The organism is Ruegeria sp. BB6 (assembly GCF_056539385.1).
This window is the reverse complement of the sequence record NZ_JBQFUW010000005.1, coordinates 14,604-32,676: the sequence shown is the minus strand read 5'-3', so window position 1 is coordinate 32,676 and position 18,073 is coordinate 14,604. Positions and strand designations below refer to the sequence as shown.

14 protein-coding genes are annotated in these 18,073 nt (G+C 50.9%); 8 read left to right on the top strand and 6 right to left on the bottom strand.

What is annotated here, in order from left to right; genetic code table 11:
* Window positions 1-550: 550 nt before the first annotated feature.
* The 5 genes from ACR0B7_RS12810 to ACR0B7_RS12790 all read left to right on the top strand — a co-directional run bounded on the left by ACR0B7_RS12810 (window position 551) and on the right by ACR0B7_RS12790 (window position 5,873).
* Window positions 551-1,567: an AraC family transcriptional regulator gene (locus ACR0B7_RS12810; RefSeq protein WP_170577046.1), complete on the top strand. Its 1,017-nt coding sequence runs from the start codon at window positions 551-553 to the stop codon at window positions 1,565-1,567.
* 94 nt (window positions 1,568-1,661) lie between these two features.
* The gene (locus ACR0B7_RS12805; RefSeq protein WP_170577045.1) at window positions 1,662-2,762 is read left to right on the top strand and encodes an alpha/beta hydrolase; all 1,101 of its coding nucleotides are present in this window, start codon (window positions 1,662-1,664) and stop codon (window positions 2,760-2,762) included.
* Between the two features lie 287 nt (window positions 2,763-3,049).
* The gene (locus ACR0B7_RS12800) at window positions 3,050-3,871 is read left to right on the top strand and encodes a hypothetical protein (RefSeq protein WP_170486462.1); all 822 of its coding nucleotides are present in this window, start codon (window positions 3,050-3,052) and stop codon (window positions 3,869-3,871) included.
* Between the two features lie 43 nt (window positions 3,872-3,914).
* Complete coding sequence (locus tag ACR0B7_RS12795) at window positions 3,915-5,354, top strand: arylsulfatase (protein ID WP_170563890.1); 1,440 nt, start codon at window positions 3,915-3,917, stop codon at window positions 5,352-5,354.
* Between the two features lie 27 nt (window positions 5,355-5,381).
* Window positions 5,382-5,873, top strand: coding sequence for an acyloxyacyl hydrolase (locus ACR0B7_RS12790; protein ID WP_170577044.1), 492 nt, complete (start codon window positions 5,382-5,384; stop codon window positions 5,871-5,873).
* 351 nt (window positions 5,874-6,224) lie between these two features.
* Here ACR0B7_RS12790 and ACR0B7_RS12785 read toward each other — a convergent pair whose 3' ends face one another.
* From ACR0B7_RS12785 to ACR0B7_RS12775, 3 genes are all read right to left on the bottom strand, one after another.
* Window positions 6,225-8,435 carry a hypothetical protein gene (locus ACR0B7_RS12785; protein ID WP_170577043.1) on the bottom strand — a complete coding sequence of 737 codons (2,211 nt, stop codon included), beginning with the start codon at window positions 8,433-8,435 and terminating at the stop codon, window positions 6,225-6,227.
* Between the two features lie 47 nt (window positions 8,436-8,482).
* Complete coding sequence (locus ACR0B7_RS12780) at window positions 8,483-8,830, bottom strand: SH3 domain-containing protein (RefSeq protein WP_170577042.1); 348 nt, start codon at window positions 8,828-8,830, stop codon at window positions 8,483-8,485.
* Window positions 8,831-9,293: 463 nt separating this feature from the next.
* On the bottom strand, window positions 9,294-9,761 hold the full coding sequence (locus ACR0B7_RS12775; protein ID WP_170486466.1) for a DUF992 domain-containing protein: 468 nt from the start codon (window positions 9,759-9,761) through the stop codon (window positions 9,294-9,296).
* A 638-nt stretch (window positions 9,762-10,399) separates the two neighbouring features.
* Here ACR0B7_RS12775 and ACR0B7_RS12770 point away from each other — a divergent pair.
* Together ACR0B7_RS12770 and ACR0B7_RS12765 are read left to right on the top strand one after the other, a co-directional pair.
* Window positions 10,400-10,789: a hypothetical protein gene (locus ACR0B7_RS12770; RefSeq protein ID WP_348540231.1), complete on the top strand. Its 390-nt coding sequence runs from the start codon at window positions 10,400-10,402 to the stop codon at window positions 10,787-10,789.
* A 535-nt stretch (window positions 10,790-11,324) separates the two neighbouring features.
* Complete coding sequence (locus tag ACR0B7_RS12765; protein ID WP_170486469.1) at window positions 11,325-11,804, top strand: ion channel; 480 nt, start codon at window positions 11,325-11,327, stop codon at window positions 11,802-11,804.
* 687 nt (window positions 11,805-12,491) lie between these two features.
* Here ACR0B7_RS12765 and ACR0B7_RS12760 read toward each other — a convergent pair.
* A complete protein-coding gene (locus ACR0B7_RS12760; RefSeq protein WP_170563858.1) occupies window positions 12,492-13,259 on the bottom strand; it encodes a hypothetical protein in 768 nt (255 codons plus the stop codon).
* Window positions 13,260-14,025: 766 nt separating this feature from the next.
* Here ACR0B7_RS12760 and ACR0B7_RS12755 point away from each other — a divergent pair.
* On the top strand, window positions 14,026-16,122 hold the full coding sequence (locus ACR0B7_RS12755; protein WP_170563860.1) for an AAA family ATPase: 2,097 nt from the start codon (window positions 14,026-14,028) through the stop codon (window positions 16,120-16,122).
* Window positions 16,123-16,338: 216 nt separating this feature from the next.
* On the opposite strand, the gene ACR0B7_RS12750 is transcribed toward ACR0B7_RS12755, so the two are convergent.
* Both ACR0B7_RS12750 and ACR0B7_RS12745 read right to left on the bottom strand, forming a co-directional pair.
* Window positions 16,339-16,866 carry a lipocalin family protein gene (locus tag ACR0B7_RS12750; protein WP_170486575.1) on the bottom strand — a complete coding sequence of 176 codons (528 nt, stop codon included), beginning with the start codon at window positions 16,864-16,866 and terminating at the stop codon, window positions 16,339-16,341.
* 185 nt (window positions 16,867-17,051) lie between these two features.
* Complete coding sequence (locus tag ACR0B7_RS12745) at window positions 17,052-18,071, bottom strand: HIT domain-containing protein (RefSeq protein WP_480681633.1); 1,020 nt, start codon at window positions 18,069-18,071, stop codon at window positions 17,052-17,054.
* Between the last annotated feature and the right edge of the window lie 2 nt (window positions 18,072-18,073).

Genomic DNA, 18,073 nt, shown 5'->3' with positions numbered 1-18,073 from the left:
TCCTGTCCGGACGCCGCCTTTATTAGATCGACCAAAATGTTCAGGTTCAGGTATCTACAATATTTGAATACCGACATCCGGTCGCGGTACGGATACAAACAATTGCCGAAACACATTGGTGGATTTCATCGTCGAGCGAAGAATGCCTCAGCTCTTATAAACTACGCCCAACCCAGCCGCAGCCGTCTCAATCGAACCTCCTCTAAAAAAGCCGGAAACCATCCAGAATTGCCGACTAGAGCGACGACTGTTACACGAGGACGACCTGAACGAATTTGCGATTAGCCCCCTTTTCAAAACGAGCAGGTCTCGGCAATAAGCCAATGATATGCTGTTTGAATTTTGCTTGCTCCTTTTTTCTGAAGAACGGCGTTACCATTTCACGACAAACTTCCAGCAAGGGCTTGATCAAATTCGCAAGTTTGCCTTGCAATGGTTTTGGAAACGCGTTTGCCCTCACTACGAGGTGGCTTTGCTGTCTGGAGCCAAAGCGAGAGCTCTTGAACAAAGCCAATTTGACATGGGGCTCTAGAAGCGATGAAATTTAACTATGAATGAAATGACCTTTGGACGAGTCAGCGACTTAAATGGACTTCCCGAGCTTATCTTAGATTTGGGCGGAGAAGAAGCGCTGGTTCGAGTCTTCGAGCGTCAGTCTGTTCCTCGCGAAATACTGGATGACAGTGACGCCGTTATACCAATGAAAGACATTATTGGGCTATATCGAAGCGCTTCCGAAATAACGGGTATAAGATCCTTCGGTCTGGTCGCCGCCGAAGACGTTGATTTAGACGAATACGGTCAAATGGCGGATTTTGTTCTTAGCGCCACAACGCTGAAAGGAGCGTTGGCAAGGTTCAAGGCCGCTTTACCCTACTACGAAAGTGGTAGCGCATTATCAGTTTGTTTTTCTGAAAATGACTGCATTATTGGCTATCAGAACGTCTTTCAATCCATTGTAGGTTTTCGGCAAGCGGGTGATATGACGCTGCGTATCATTGAAGCCGTTATTCAAACCTATCTGGGCCCCGATTGGCACCCAAGTAGCGTGAGACTGGCATGCTCGAATGGGCCTTGGGCACAAGACTACGAAGATGCATTCCAAGCACCCGCTCATTTTTGTTCAGAAAGCTTAGCGTTCACATTAGATCGAGATATGTTTGATGGAGCACAAACCGTTGCGCCGCCTAGTTGTGATAATGTGGTTTCGCTCGAAGACCTGCGTTATTTGGGCCAGGAATTGCCCCTAGATTTTGTTGGCTCTGTCGCCCACCTGATCAGGATACACTTGCCGGATGGAAAGAGCCGACTGGAAGATACCGCTTGTAAGATGGCAATAGGACCGCGAACTTTGCAACGCCGGCTTGAAGAATACGGCATTGGCTTCCGAGAATTATTGGAGCGGGTTCGAATGCAACGAGCTTGTGAGCTTTTGCGAGGAACCGACGCGACAGTAGCGATCATAAGTAACGAACTTGGATACTCCGCTACTTCACATTTCTCGCGTGCGTTTTCACGTGTCTTCGAAGTTACACCGAGCGAATTCAGAACCGAGTATGCTTCTTAGGTACGGTTATCGTAAGTCCAGCTTGCGACTGTGTGTTGAACCCAACTCGGCCGACTACGGAGGTTTCACAGGCGTATAGGGAGCATATTTTTTGGTGAGTTTTTTTCTTAAGGTGTTGTTTTCCTTGATGGTTTGCCTTGTTTTGCAAGGCTGCTCACGTCCGCCGGATTTGATTGGTGTTGAACACCCAGAGGTGTCTTCAACTGACGTGCCAGGCATCAAAAGCCATAAAGTTTTTATCATGACATCCAGAGCTCGAAGTAGCGTAGAAGCAGAATTCTATTCTCGCAAACGATCCGAGCAGCTGGGCCTTTCCTCGGTCATTGTGACCGTGCCACCTCGCCACGCCACTTCAAAGATCGAAAGATCAAAGAGCAATCCGCCGGACCCGCGTAGGAGTTTCACAGTTGTCGAACCTGTCGTCTACGAAACCGACGATGGGTTTCTGTCTGGTATAAATCGAGAACTGGCAAAAAGACCGCCAGAGGATCGAACTATTTTGGGTTTCATCCATGGGTATAATATGACCCTGAGTGACGCGACACTTAGGTTAACTCAATTCGTTGAAGACTCCGGCTTCGAAGGCGTTCCTGTACTGTTTTCATGGGCATCATATGCCAGCGTTACCCGATATGTTTACGACCTTAACAGTGCGCTTCAATCCAGGGTTCAAATGGTTTCCGTAGCAAATTTGTTGACCCGTAGTGATGCCAAAAGGGTTGATGTTCTAGCATGGTCCATGGGCAGCTTCGCAATAATGGAAGGCATCGTTTATGCGGCTACAACTGGCCAATTCGATCGCAAAAATAGACTGAAAAATGTTATTCTCGCCTCACCGGATATCGACCTGGATCTGTTTCGAGCACAGCTTACGCTGATCCCAGAGGTTGTCGACGACATCTACATCCTCACGTCGAAAGCCGACTTCGCGTTAAAATTTTCAAGCCTGATAGCTGGACGACAAACGCGGCTTGGGCACGCAAATCTCGAACAATTGGAAGGTCTTGGGGTTTCAGTAATTGACCTTAGCGAAGTAGATGACGTTGGAACCAAAAGTCATGGAAAATTTGCGGAGTCCCCTCAAATTGTGCAGCTTATTGGCCGAGGTTTACAGGACACAAACTCTCTGGGAGAGGTCGCTGGCGGCGAGACTGTGAGCCTTCCTTCGCTTCTGATCCAAGACCCGCGGCGATAATGCCAATTTAGTTCAGTTCAACAGGTAGGTTCGCTAGATTTCACATGTCCACGTCTGCAGTATTGGTGCGCATTTTTTCTAGCGATAGCCAAAAGCGGTAGTTGGGGTAGCTTCAACTTTCGCGCTGCAACAAGTTCATTTATGTGAGCAGCATTGGAGGTGCAGGCAATTTTGTCGTTAAATGGCAACGACTTCCCAACTCGCTGAATGGTACAAAAAATGCAATGACGCGCTCCTAATAGCTTCGTCAGCCAGGCGCTGGATGCCATCAGAATACGGAGTTAAAAATGAAGCGTAGTTTCGTTCCATTAGTCCTATCAATCTGCCTTTTCGCATTGCAACCAATAGACCCGGCGCTGGCGCAAGAAGGTGCAGATGCTGAGCAGGCGTCTGCCGACAAATTCCGTTCCAAGGATGACAAGACTGGAACCAATCCGATCAATTTCCAGCAAGACATCCGCCTCTATCACGAATATCAGGATCTGGGAGGTGGGAACACTGGAAACGTTACTACATTTGAATACCGGACGCCGTTCGCCAAAGGTAAATGGCAGTTTCGGATAAAAATACCTCATAGATCAGTCGATGTCTCCGGTCCCGGCTTCTTTTTTGATGAAGCCGGACTTGGCGATATCAATTTTCGAGTTTTGACTGTTCCTTACCTTAATCCTGAAACGCGGCAAGCCTTCGCGTACGGGTTGGAAGTCTGGTTGCCCACCGCGTCAGAAGATATTCTGGGCGACGATGACGTCGTTTTAGGCCCGCAGCTTTTTTATGCGTTTTTCAATCCGTTCGGCATTGAGAGTTCAGGGCTTTTTCCTGGCATACAACACGCTTTCAACGTGGGATCGAATGTTGGAGACGATGTGAATGAGACAAGGTTCGATATCTTTTTCCTAAAACAATGGCCTGAGCAGCAGCTCTACATGCTTCTCAACCCCCAATACATTGTCGATTGGGAAAACGATCTCCAAGGCGGTGTATTCGACGCGGAGGTTGGGTACACGTGGAAAACTGGGGTGACTCTTTATGGTCGCCCTGGGGTTGGCTTGGGACCGGACGAACCACTGGATTGGAACTTTGAGGGCGGGATCAAATACATCTTTTGAACTCTGGTTCCTTCACTACTCAAATTTCCTATTGGAGGGCAAAATGAAGGGCCGAACGCTTAATGCATTTGCTGTTGCAGTCACGACGCTGTTTGGCGCGACTGTCTGCGCAGCGGAAAAACCTAACATTGTTTTGGTGTTCATGGACAACTTCGGTTGGGGCGAACCGGGATTTAATGGCGGTGGCATAACGCGAGGCGCACCAACTCCACGCTTGGACAAATTGGCGGCTGAAGGCTTGAAACTCACCAACTTTAACGTTGAATCGCAATGCACTCCCTCACGCGCAGCGATAATGACTGGCCGTTACGCTGTTAGGACTGGCAACGGCACAATCCCCCTCGGCGGGGGTGTATACGGCTTGGTGCAGTGGGAAGTTACCATGGCCGAAATGCTTTCTGACGCGGGATATGCAACGGGCATGTTTGGCAAATGGCACCTCGGTCACACAGAAGGTCGATTTCCCACAGATCAAGGCTTTGATGAGTGGTACGGGATTCCGAACTCAAGCGACGAAACGCCCTGGTCGACGCTTGATGGCTTTGCCGAAAGCGGTGTTTCGGGCACCTATATCTACGAGGGAAGGCGCGGGTCAACGCCTCAACAGGTCACGGACTATGATCTTGAGCAGCGCGCGCTGATAGACGCCGAGTTAACTAGTCGGGCAATCGACTTTATGGAGCGTCAGGTCGCAGCTGAAACCCCATTTTTCCTCTATCTGCCCTACACCATGACGCACTACCCCCTTGTTCCACATCCGGACTTCGAAGGCTCTACCGGAAACGGGAGGTTCGCAGATGTGTTGGCGCAGATCGATGCGTACTCCGGAATGCTTTTGGACGCTATTGACGAATTGGGCATTCGCAACGACACGATCTTCATTTTCACCGCCGATAATGGTCCAGAGATATTGCCCGAAGGGTCAAACACACCCTCTATTGAATACTTCATACCTGGCAATGCGGGCCCATGGCGCGGATCGTTATTTACCGGTTTCGAGGGCAGTCTACGTGTGCCTTTCGCTGTGCGCTGGCCGGGAAGAATTCCAGCTGGTGCAACCAGTGATGAAATCGTTCACGAAATGGATCTGTTTCCGACATTCGCCAACATAGCCAACGGTGTGGTACCGGACGACCGGATGATAGATGGGGTCGATCAAACTGAATTTTTCCTTGGAAATCAGGATGTTTCAAATCGAGAAGGCGTAGTTGTCTACATGGGCAACAACGTTTGGGGCGTAAAATGGCGCAACTGGAAAGTACATCTTAAGGAGCAGGAGAACATTCTTACGGGTACCGTGGACTACGGTGTGCCGCGGATCTACAATTTATATAAAGATCCTGGCGAAACACAGAACGTTTTGTTCCCTGAGACGTGGGTTCCTCAAGCTGCCCTACGACAGCTTACGGAGCACGTTGTCTCTCTTCAGAAAGAGCCTCCGATTAAGCCTGGAACCCTGGATCCATACGCACCCGCTGAATGACTAGTGTTTTTTTTTGGTTTGAATCCAATGTTGAGCAATATCGCTCCAAGATCTCTGTTTTTCGTTTTGAGTTTCTGGACAGCACCCGCAGTTGCAGGTGAGTTCTTGATAGGAGTAGGCGCGGAGGACTCCTTTGAACATGAAATAGCGCCAGCACTAGTTGTTGAGTACCGGTTAACTCCCTTTTTCAAAGGAGAAATTTCGGAATATGCTATTGGCGTTGCAGCGCAGATCGATTCGGACGCAGACTTCTGGGCTGGTATTGGCATTTCGGCGGTATGGTCAATTTCCGACCATTGGTTCATTGAAGGTAGTCTGATGCCAGGTCTCTATCACAAAGGTTCAGATGGCCTAGACCTTGGCGGAGATTTTCAATTCAGATCACTAATAGGACTTGGGTACCGTCTCGAAAACAGCGCCAAGATATCTTTCGCGATCGATCACAAGTCGAACGCTTCGACCAATCCATTCAATCCGGGAAGCGAAATGGTTGCCCTGCGTTACGCATATCCTTTTTAATAGTCCAATTTGGTCTAGAATGAGCTGTCTTCTGTGTTCGTGGAAGGGCGGTTAGAATTAATTTGCCCTGAGGTCCACACTGCGGGCTATGCTGCCATCTAAAAGTGCCTATAAGTCGACAAAGGTGAAAGCAATCATGCAGCGGTTTCGCGTCTGTTAAACCCGCTTGGACAGCAGATACTTTTATTTTATTGTCCGGGCAGCTTGGGATACCGCTTACGCCCCTTGCGTGCCCGCCAATTCCCAATTCCTTCTGACAAGACTATTACCAAGCTCGCCAGTGACCACCAAGGTGATTCTAGAATTTGAATCCGCTGGCAATGATAAAGCGAGTCTAATCTGTTGGAGACATCAGCGTCGTCCTCCCGCTCTGGCGTTTCCGCCTCGCGTGCCTCCGCTTCGCGCTCTGCCGGTTCGAACTGCGCCGGCCTTTGCCCGTGACGGCGATCGAGGGGCGGAGGATCGAGCTTTGTTTGACGACTGAGGAATTGTCGGGGTTTGCGCTCTTTGCGATGTGGCTCGGGGAGAAGAGCTCTTAGGTGCCCTTGCGCCCTTAGGGGAACGTTGTTTGCGCACTGCGTGCGAGCGTTGGTTGGCTGAAGCGCGAGCCGCGGCATCACGATGAACTTGGCTGGGCAACGGCGCCCCGGAATTCACGCGTTGCCCGGTCCAGGACCGGTCTTTGTCACCCAGTCGTTGCCGCCCCCTCTCAGGTGTCTCCCAACTTTGGCCTTGTTGCCCTAACTGATCGCGACTAGGTCTCGGGACGACTTGCCAACCGCCATTAGGGTCCCACTGTTGCCAATTGTCGCCTGACTTGCGGTAGACGTTTCCGTCCCTACCGGCAAAAGTGTTACCGCGACGATCGTTCAACGCAAAGCCACTGCCACGAGAGCTGTCCCATTTGACGCCCTGACCGCCCCGGGCACCCTCGCCCGCCGTCACGCGCACGTAGTCAGAGCCGCGTTTGACCGCTCCAGTGGCCCACATTCCGTAAATACTCTCTTTGCCTCGCACTACTGCGGTAGTACCCGTGCGCGGGTTTGATGCATGCACGAAACCACGGGTACGCTCTGCACCATAAGCACGCGCGCCGCGTACAAAAGTTCCCGTTGCGGGATCATATGCACTTCGGGCTTCGACGCCCCGATAAGGACCATAAACATATCCGTAGCGCCCGAAGGATCCGCGCGCTGGATTATAATACGCTCCGCCGCCATAGGTCACCGGCGGTGGCCGATAGTAACCGGGCGGGTATCTGCCGGGAGGATAGTAAGGGTAATAGTGATAGTAATACTTATTCCCCCGGTCTCCGAACCACCATCCTAATCCAAAGGCCAGCACACCCCATGCAAGAAAGGTGTTTTTATACCCAGACGTGTAGCAATACGTGACTGACGTTGGGTTCGTGTCGCAAACTTTCACGTATGTAACGTTATGCATCGGAGAAGAAGGAGGTATCGTGTAGACGTCTTGCGGAATTTGTAAGGCCGGTTCCCAGGGTCCCATGGCGCTATCGGAGACAAACCATATCCCGTCGATTACGGCAAAATACTGGTCCGCGACATGGATCACTTGCGCCGATGTATTGGCGGCATAGGCCAAATCCGTTCCGTCGATCGGCACAAAGTGCGGATCGCCATCATAGACGATTTCTGGACTCTCCATGCCGTCAAGCGTGACCTGTGCAACTTCCGGGATCGATGCTCGCAGTCGAGCTTCGTTGGCTTCCGATGTCCCGGGAACGCTTGCACGAACCGTGTAATAAGGCTTGTTTTCAGGGATCCTTAGAAAATCCGGCGGCAAGTCTAAAGTCGAGAATGACCACGGACCTTTCAGCGATGGTGAACTGAACCAACGCCCGGACACCAAGTAGTACAGCTGATCTGTCAACCGGTGATGGAAAAGATCGCTTTCAGTATTGGACGCCCAACGAAGTTCGGTACCAGGGACAGCCTCAAACTCGGCGGGCCCATCGAAAGCGATAATCTCGGCCGGCCGGTCGCTGTAGAAAAACTCTGGCATACCTTCGTCATAAGTGACTGGCAACAGGGACGCCCGCGCTGCGTCCCAGTTTCCGTCGTCGGGAAGGTCTTTGATAGCGTCAGGCAACTCTTGAACAACAGTCCATGGTCCTTCCAGAGTAGAAGCGGTTACCCAGGATGTTTGGTCACGTATCCAGAAGGAGCCATCTACACGAAGGATGTCCCAATTGGTGTTTACTACGAACTCGATACCCTGAGAGCCCGGGACTGGTGCAAAAATTGCTGGTCCGTCAGTTTGAACAAGCCTGCTTGGTACATAAGAGACCAAAATGACAGGTGGGTCGGCTTTAATACCTTCGACATCCCGGACGTTTTGATAGCTGGCAAGACCTGCCAGTATTCTTTCCTCGGCAAGAGTAATGGGCTCCGTTGGTAGCAGGCCGCCGACACCTACGGCTAAGCCTTCGAGTTCGGCGCGATACAAGGACGAGAAATCAAGTTGCGTAACCCTTATATTACTGGCGATAACCTTACGATCCTCGGTCACCGCCGTTGTGGACGCGCTGACACCGATCACTCCGAAGATTGGTTCCGCCTCTTCGCTCCTTCGTACCTCTGTAGCAATTAGCGCATGGAGGTCCTTGAAATCAGTCCAGTCCAGGCACTGTACTGAGGTTCGTAAAGTACGATGAAAGTGTCGTTCTTGCCCGCATAGGCGCGCGGGAAACTCGTGGCGCTTTCAGGTACGGTCAAAACCACATAACGACCGCTCGCAAATCCTGAATGCCCCCCGAAACTGATCGCACACCATGACCCAGACTCGTTGCAGTCGAGAATCTCTACAGCGCTCCCATTTGGAATCGTGAGAATAATCGCGTCTTGCGTGCTGGGGCCACTTCGGAGATTAAGGTTCGCAGTCACCTGACCCGAAGTTGCCAGGGCCGAGGTCGCAACTAGCAAAAACGAAGACATGAACGCTGTGAATTGTCGAAACATCGATACCTAATTTGCAAACTGTTCTAGATGACGCAAAAGTTGAACCAACATCACAGCGGGACTAAAATACCTGCTGGTGTATGGATCGCACTGCGGTTTCTTTTCCCGGCGAGTAACCGACGTCTGCTATTTGCTTAGTGAAGCCGAAGCGGGCATTCGTTTGCTTCGATTTCTTGGCGTTTTCTGCTTCGGACGCGACGCCGTCCAAGAGCAAGCCTATCCATTATTCAGCGCAATGCGCACTCCGTTGTAAGAAACGCGGACACTATAAATTTAAGGCCTTCCGCAGGAAGTGGTTCAAACTGCACCACCGTAGCGATATTGGTTTCACCTTTGGTTGCGGTCCCGTGTCTATAGGGCCAATTGATCAGAAACCGCTTAAGGAATGGATATCGGCTCTGCCTTCTAACCCACTTGGGGAAACGGCTGCGCTACCTAGTCACGACGCTGGCGAGAGCACGAAGCTCTCTACACCCAGTGAGGCACCCGTACCTCTCACGCCGGTAATGCTGAGAGGTTTGAGAGTGATAGCGTCGTCTCCACCGCCAACAAGCACTCGCGCTCCAGGACCCACGATTAAAGATACATCGGCGCCAACCCCTGCATATTCTCCGGCCAGCGAGCCAGGATTTTTCGTGTTGCCGGAGAGGATCACATTCCAAACGACAACGAAGTTTTTTCTGATCGAAAGATCGACTCCAACCCGTTGGATTCTGCCCTGGTATTTCTCCTTACCGCCATCAATCCGAATGAAGGTGCAGTCCAAGTCCATTTTGCTAACCAAAATGAAGTTCCTAGCTTGCGCGAGAGAACAGGACAAGCTGCCCAGATCCACTGGAGACTGCGCACTAGCCTGGCCTGAGCATATGACAAAAATTATCAATGCAAGAAATGCCCGAAATCTCATTCTCCCTTACTCCCTTTGATAGGGCCCTCTTCCCGTCACCAGAGGTCGCAACTTCTTGTTTTCATACGGCTTTTCGGCATCATGTTCGACACGGATTATTAGTCTGGTCGAAACGTCCGCACCCGCATCAAAAATCCAACTCTTCACGTATTTCGGCGACAGCGAAAATCCCATGCCAGTCCGTTATTCAAATACAAATTCTTGAGATTTTTGAGAGCTTGTCATTCCCATTTCACGACAAAATCGGAGACGCTTTGTCGAATTGCTCTCTATTCGCTTGAGATTGTTGTATTACGTGGTTCGAGCATTCTCTTGACTTGAGCTCGTACAATCGGGGTTTGGCCGCAAGGTACCACACAGATTTTTTGTGAGGCTCTAAAGACTAGCCATTAGATCAGTGGAGAAGGAAGAAATGAAACAAAGTATCTTTTTTGCTTCCATAGTTTTCAGCTGTCTAGCGCTTGTGCTGCAAGCTTGCGGGCCTGCTCCAACAGCTGAGCAACAGGCACAAAGACAACATGAAATTGCATGTTTGTCTGGGACAGTCGGGGGTGCTCTGATTGGAGGGGCGATAGGAAATCAGTTCGGTGGTGGCAGTGGTCAGGATATTCTGACAGCTGGAGGCGCCGTTGCTGGCGGTGCAGCTGGCCAAAGATACGCGTGTTAACTTGGAGAGCGCTATGAAAGTGCGGCAACTCGTGATTCCAATTCTGTTCGCTTGTTCAGGCACAGCACTGACTGAAGAGTTAAAGATGGACCAAAGTGACCTTAGCACATTGGACAAAGATGGTGACGGCGCAGTATCGAAATCCGAGTACGATGCATTCTCCAACTATGCGTTTGACATTATTGATACAGATAACAACGGTGAACTGTCTGCAGACGAAGTGGATGACTACTTAGCTGGAGACGCCTTCGAAATTCTGGATGATGACGGAAACGGAACGGTATCTCCCAGCGAGTTTTCCACTCAAATGAGTGAAGACTTCGTATCGGGCGACAAAGACGGGGACGGCATTTTGAATTGAAAATGAAACAATTTAGCGACCTAAGGATTTGTTGAGCGGGCCACCACCGGATTTCGTTCCACTTTTGAAGATCCTATGTGTTCCACCAAAATCTCCACAAGGTCGTTGGTTAGAGTTGGCTTGATTATCTGAAAAGATTTTCTGCTTGCGTCTCAAACAAGTCATCTGACCAAATCTGTAGGATGTCCGCAGAGAGCCCCAATTAGACCTCTAGATCTCTGATTTCATCTCTTATTTCAGGTGAAAATCTTTTCCCTTCTATTTGCCGTTTTCAAGAAACTGCGCGTCTTCAATGACGTCATCCATACCAATCATTGCTTCTTGTCCCCTCGACTGCGATCACCAAACAGGTTTTTGGCAAAATGACGACAATCAGTACAGTGACTACCGACGGCAAGATTATCAGAGCTAAAGTCGCGATTTCTATTTGCATCTATTATTTCCCTTCGCTTGAACGCCTACGAGATGCAGTTCGGTTGTAGGCTGGACGACTTCGTCGTCTGAGCGCGAGCACAAGCGGGTGGTAGTGTCAACCTTGGCGGCCCTGCTGCACAAGTTGGAAAAGGAGAAACACCTCGTGCTTGGTCAATTATTGTTGGGTTCAGTCATTTCGGTAGTTTCTATAATGATTGGTGCAATAATGTGGGGCATTCTCAACGAGGTAGTTGGAAGGATGGACCTATGGCTTCGCCGTCCAAAATATCGCTTTATTTCGTTCGTCGTTGTTTTGCTCATGGTTTTGTTTTGCATAATGACCGTAACTTCAATTGGCGTTTGGTTGTGGGCTTTGGTTTTTGTGCAAATGTCGGTATTCACGACATGGGAGGAGGCGGTCTATTACTCACTGGTAGCTTATACAACTTTGGGCATTGGCGACGTGGTGGTCCCGCAAAACCAGCGCCTTCTAGGTGGGATGACGGGCGCAAACGGTTTTTTTATGTTTGGCCTGATGACGGCTATGCTCACTGATATTTTTCGACACGTGGGCCGAGTTCAACACGGAATGCGAGACTAGTGAGTTTTAGCTAGCAGTGTTCTAGTAAGTATTTTCGCTTTCTGAACCTTGCTTTCCTACAAGTCTAAGCTGGTTAGGCGAAAAACAGATACTTGACAGGTCATTTTCGAAGACTTTTCTTGCGGCGAGCGGAGGCTTTTGTAACTGCGTTTAGCGTTGTCCGTATTGTGGTCACTCTCGAAATTTCGGCGAATGATCAAACCAAGCCCCAAGTGGTCTTGGTTACGCAGAGAATTAAAGCGCAAATCGGCTTTACCCGAATCAAGCAACATTGCTTCGCACTCGAATAGATTCTGATAGTTTGAACTCCGGAGCAGGGATATCGTGGGCGACCAACCCCGGTCTAGAACTTCTCGCGTCACGGGGCGCTCCTGTCGACTCACAGAACTCAAGCAAGAACGCAAATTAAGGCAATCAAGATCGTTATGGTGGGTTTTTTGGTGGGTTTCCGCACAATAACGCCCAATAAGGCTTTATAATCAAAAAGCTTTTACGGGCATGGTGGCGGAGACGAAGTCCGCCAACATCTATTTCGTTCAGAATTTTATTTATAATTTACCTATACTTAAAGGAATATTGCAATGGGGCTTCACGAAATATGTGCAGCAAAATGTGCAGCAATTTGAATGGGCCTTCGTAGAAATCAAAGCGTCGAACTGAGAGACGCAAGCTCGAGACAATCAGTGCTCAAAGCGACGTGTAGTATGCCTTCAACGTCTTCGCGATAGATTGACGCCGCAGCTTCAAAAATTCCTGGTAGTCCGCAAATTCGCCCGTCAGAAGTCCAAGCGGAACTGCGTTCTCCGTGAAGTTCTCTTCAAGATCCGCGTAGACTACGATCCCTCCGTATTTTGCGGTTCCTGAACTGCATTGTTTCCGCAAATCTGAAACATACTCACTAGGAGGCGCATTTCCGATGGCAATGTTGATCTCTTGCTGTGTGTAGACCAAGTTGGCGACTTGATTGTATTGAGACTGCGTAAGGCCAAGCGTCTTTTTCAGGTGATCCTTGGGGAAGATGTGGTGAACATCGCCTCTGTGCTCCAACATACTCCGCACTGTGATTTCTTTTGACAGAAAGCCTCTAGCATTGGACTTCACCTGAGACGCAAGAAATGTCCTGAAAGCCGGATGTTTGCTATTTGACGTTGTAAGCGCTTGCACCAAACCAACTTCCCAAAAGGCATCCGAGAGCACCGCTTTCTCGATACTTTCGAGATATTCCCCCATTCCCATCTCAGAAATCTGTCGAATGTCCTGGTCAAAGCGGGTTTCCATCGATCCCGAATATCTGGCGGTCAAGAGTGAGAGCGCGAACCACTTCCTGACAAATCGTTCTATCAACTCGGAGGCGATGCCATCTTTCCGCAGGCGCAGGAAGAGAATGTAGGCAAAGTTCAATGGCGCCTGGTTGAAGCTGAACGCGACCACGCTTGGTGCAACCAAAAAGAACACTGGCAGCTCAAAGTGTCCGAAGCCGCCCGCGCCGACATTGTTGCAACCGCACTAAAAGGCATCTCTGTTCGGCCAAAGGAGGCTGCGTGAATTCAGACTGGTGATTGCCCAATCCACATTTGGGTGACCCACTGACCGGCCCAAACCGAGAGTTCAACGCACGGCTCAGGTCTTCGAGTTTTGTCTAATCAGCAAGCTCATAACCTTTTGATAATACCAAGACTTCAAAAATGGCGATGAACCCAAGTTCATCGTGCGCTCCCGCTGTGCCCAAGCATCGGCGGGAGCGAAGTTGTCCCTGATCGTTTCACGAAGCTTCGTCGAAATGCAGGTGCCACGGCAGATCACATTCCCTTGCTCACGAATGCAGATGCTCCCCAGCATCTAACACCACCCGAGGCAGACCACGTCGCGACACCATTGGTAATTCGGAAGCTCGCCAAGAACACCCGCAAGAAGCGATGAAGATAACACAACCACCAAAGGTAAGGCCTTCGGCAGATTAGATAATTTTCGTGCTTCTTTTTTGCTTCATGAGAGAGGCTTGCAACAAAGATACGCAAGCGCGCATTCGAAAAGACTTGTCATTTCGGAGCGCCATGCATACTTCAATCTCCCCAAGGGAGAAAATCGTGCCTTCAAACAACTCGAAATCCAAGCGCACTCTGCCGCTACCTGAGAAACGCATACACGCCTGAACTTATCGCGTGTTCGCAGCCGTTCGGCTGCGATGTTTCCAGATTTCGAGTATTGAAAGGGCATCTCCATGCAGCCCCAAGTCTATACATCTTTCTTCTACCCGCGTTTGAATGGGTGGTTCCAGCCAGCCTACGAGAGCCTGATTAAAGCCGCCAACCGAAAGTCCGGGTGGGATGCCTTTGATGAGGATGCACCGGCTGAGGATTCGATGCCAAAGCAGTACGCGAGGGACTATTGCGCCGTTGCCTCATTGATCCGTGTTTGCGCGGCATGGAAGGACACACGCGATCAGATTGCAGGCCAGTTGCGTCGCCCATTTTCGCTGACAGTTGTTGAAACCGGTGAAAGTGAATGGGTGGAAGCCACAGGAGACGCGTTTAGCGATGGTTTGATCCCCGCGATCTGTAGCAACAACCCTGATGCAACCAAGCCAAAAATCGTGTGCTACAAGTCGCGCTGGCGCAAGACCACGCCAGCAAAGACTGCAAGCGATTTCAATGAAGCGCTGGCTCTGGCCGCGAAGGAACCAGCGTCGTTGATTGTAATCGTGCCAAGTATCGAAGTGTTGCCGGACGCCTTTTGCAAGAAATCCGCAAAGATCATTTCCCTGAGCCCATTGTCACGGAGCATGATCTTGATGCTCTATGCCATGATGCACGGCCGCCAATGTACAGCTTTGATGACAAAGGCGCTTAATCAGATGCCATCCCATGATGCTTTGGCTCAGATCTCAGCTAATGAAATTATGTTGGCTCTTCGGACGCCCAAGCTGATGGCATTTGTCCTGCAACTGAATAAGTTGACGACGCGCACAAAAGCCAACCCAGAAGCCATGGATGACGTCAAAGGCCTGGGGGCCGCGCGGGCGCCGTTGAAGCGTCTCGTGGATGACATCCAAGCATACTCTGACGGTCACCTGAGTTGGGCAGATATCCCTAACAACCTTCTACTCGATGGGCCTCCGGGTGTCGGGAAGACCTTTGTCGCGCAGAAATTGGCAGAAGCGACAGGGGCGCATTTTGTTGGCGCAAGCTATGCTGCTTGGCAAGCGGAGGGCCATCTTGGCGATTTCCTCGCTGCAATGAGAGATGATTTCCTGGAGGCAAAGCGCCATGCGCCGTCCGTTTTGCTGATCGATGAAATCGATAGTTTTGCAGATCGCGCAACCAACAAGAGCGATAACGAGAACTACAATCGGGCGGCACTAAATGGCCTGCTTGAACAGCTGGCGGGCGCCGAAAAGACGGATGGCGTCTTGGTGGTCGGCACAACAAACTACTCGGGCAAGTTGGATGCTGCACTACTGCGCTCTGGGCGGTTCGACCAAAAAGTCCACATCCCTCTTCCGGATAGGGGCGCGCTGACAGAGATCTTGTCCGCAGATGCTGGACCGACAATCAGCAAGCAGGAACTTCACGCAGTGGCGGCAGAAATGCTTGGGCAATCGGGCGCGGATGCCGCCGCGCTTGTGCGTCAGGCCCGTTCCATCGCCCGCCAGGATAAACGCCCAATTGCGATCCAACACCTCCAGACGGCGCTTGAGAAGTTTGCGAAGCCACTGCCTTCCAAGATGCTGTATAGGATGGCAATCCACGAGGCCGGCCACATCGTGGTTGCGCACGCACTTCTCGCCGGATTGCCGACAATGGCCCAGATCTCACCGAGAGGTGGTCGAGTTGACCTTGAGCTGGACAAATTCGGTCATGAAACTCAAAGCTTGGAAAATCGCCTCGCTATTTTGTTGGCTGGACGCGCAGCCGAACTTTCTTGCCTGGGTAGTGTTTCGTCAGGTGCCGGCGCGGGCGACAAAAGCGATCTTGCTCAGGCCACCATGTTTGCAGTCCAAGCCGAAACACAATTCGGTTTGTCCAACGACAATTTGATTTGGCACCCGGTGTCCATGGATAACCTGCAAGATATGCTTCAAGATCGCGACCTGGCAGCCCGCGTTCAGTCGCGGCTGCGCTCCGCAAACCATCTTGCTCAAAAGACCATCGGCGAAAATGAATATTTGCTTGAAGGTGTGGCCCAATCGCTTGTCGAAAGGCGGCAATTGAACCGGGCTGAGCTCGAGCAGTTGTTGCGAGATTTGAAATCTGCAAAAGGCAAAGATCGCCATGCAGTTAAGGAGAATTCGATCCAAAACATGCGCTGGCTTCATTGACCATAATGTCGGTCCCGAATGCGCCGGCTCTTATCGTCAAATTCCCCATATAGAATATCTCTATATGGCTCTTTTGACAGAGGTTTCGCGTGTGTGTGTGTGTCGGGCGCGGCGGGCTGCTGCCGGAAACGTGAAAGGTTTGGCTGGGGCGTTTCAGGACCAACGTTTTCTAACGGCCCCGCCCCGGAGCGGTCGCCTCTTCGCTCGTTTCCTACGTCACTTGGAAGCGTGGGGCGTCACTTCCAGCTTGGGCACATCGTATCCGGCTTCCGTCAAAACAGATCGCGCTTTGTCGATATGCTTTTGGCTGGGTTCCGTGCTGCGCGATAGGATCCAACCGGCGCTTCCATTGGGCACCCCAACAACGGCAACCTCATACTCATCGTCCACCCACAAAACCCAGTATGGCGATTTGACAAAGGGAACCTGTGGGAAGCTGACCTTGAGTTTGCCAACATCTTCAATTGTGGCTTGGCCGGTGATGTCCTTTACCCTCGTGCCATTTTCAACAAGACAGCGGTTGTAAACGGACACCGTATCCTCGGCGATAATCTGATATTCAGCCGTTGTGTCTGTGCATCCCCGCTGGAAGAACACCGGGAAGCGGGCGTACTCAAACCACACTCCGGTGTATCTCTGCACGTCTAGTTTGCCCACGACGTCCATCGTGACCGAGGTGTCGCGGTAGGAACCCGAGCAAGCCGCAAGGGTTGAACATAACAGAATAGCAGCAAGTTTCTTCACGGGGATCTCCGGCATATTGGGCCAACCTCAAAACATGTCAGAAACAACAGTTCGATTTGGTTTCTGGCCATCTATCTGGAAAGCCAGAAGGGATCAAAAAGGCTTGGCACCTTCTCGCCTATCGGTCTGTCAAGAAAAGGTAGTATGCAATGCGCCGTTCAGGCGCAGCTTTTGCCTAAAGCTTCTCAGTAAATTCGCTTCTCAGGAATGACACCCCTGACCCCACCACGAGGGTTTTCTATATCGCCAGCACGGCGAGGGATAAGGTGAATGTGGCAATGGAAAATGGTCTGTCCCGAAACTTCGCCTGCATTGATGCCCACGTTAAATCCTTCGACAGACCGATCCAGCCCGCGGACAGTTTGGCGCTCTGTTTGGAGGAGTTGCTGTACCGCATTCAACTCTGGCTGATGAAGGTCGAAATAGTCCGGCACATGCCGTTTCGGGATGATCAAAGTATGATGCTGGGTGACCGGAAAGCCGTCCCGAATGGCATAAGCCAGTTCATTTTCAGCAACCACCCGCTCGCCGGGGATTTCGCAAAACGCGCATCCATCGCATCTGTGAGCGTAGCTCTTGGCCATGCCCCGAAAATCAGTGTCATCGCGATCTCGCTTCATTGCATTGCAGGAATAATAAAGCGCCTGAAGGTTGATGGCCTCGTCACTGCCGCCTTTGTTTCGGGGCAGGATGTGGTCGACTTCCAACGCCTTTTGGTCGGCCGATATCCCACATAGCTCGCAACGAAAATGGGCGCGCTTCAGAACCTCGTATCGAAGGGTGCCGGGAATGTACCCTGACGACTTTGATCTATGCGACCATATCTTGTCGCCACGCTTCCCGATGAACGTATCGATTTTCTGATCGCAAATCCTGATGAGGTCTTTGATCTCGGCATCTTGGAGGCCCGAATTCTCTGCAAGTTGATAAGCTTGGATTTCCCGGCCGGATTTAATGGGCTGCACAATGCCATTGTTTGTGAGAACACGTCCCACCATGTTCTTCGTGCGGATCATATAATATTCGAGCTGCGAGCGGTCATAAACCATGAGCGCTGCGGCAATCTCTTCAAGCGAGGCGGATCCACCACCTTTTAGTATTCTGCGGATCATCACCGGCTGGTAGATATGTGACATCCGCATATGGTGCTCAAGAAACTCCTGGAGCCGCACATATGCTTTTGATGGCGTTGGAAAACCTGACATTT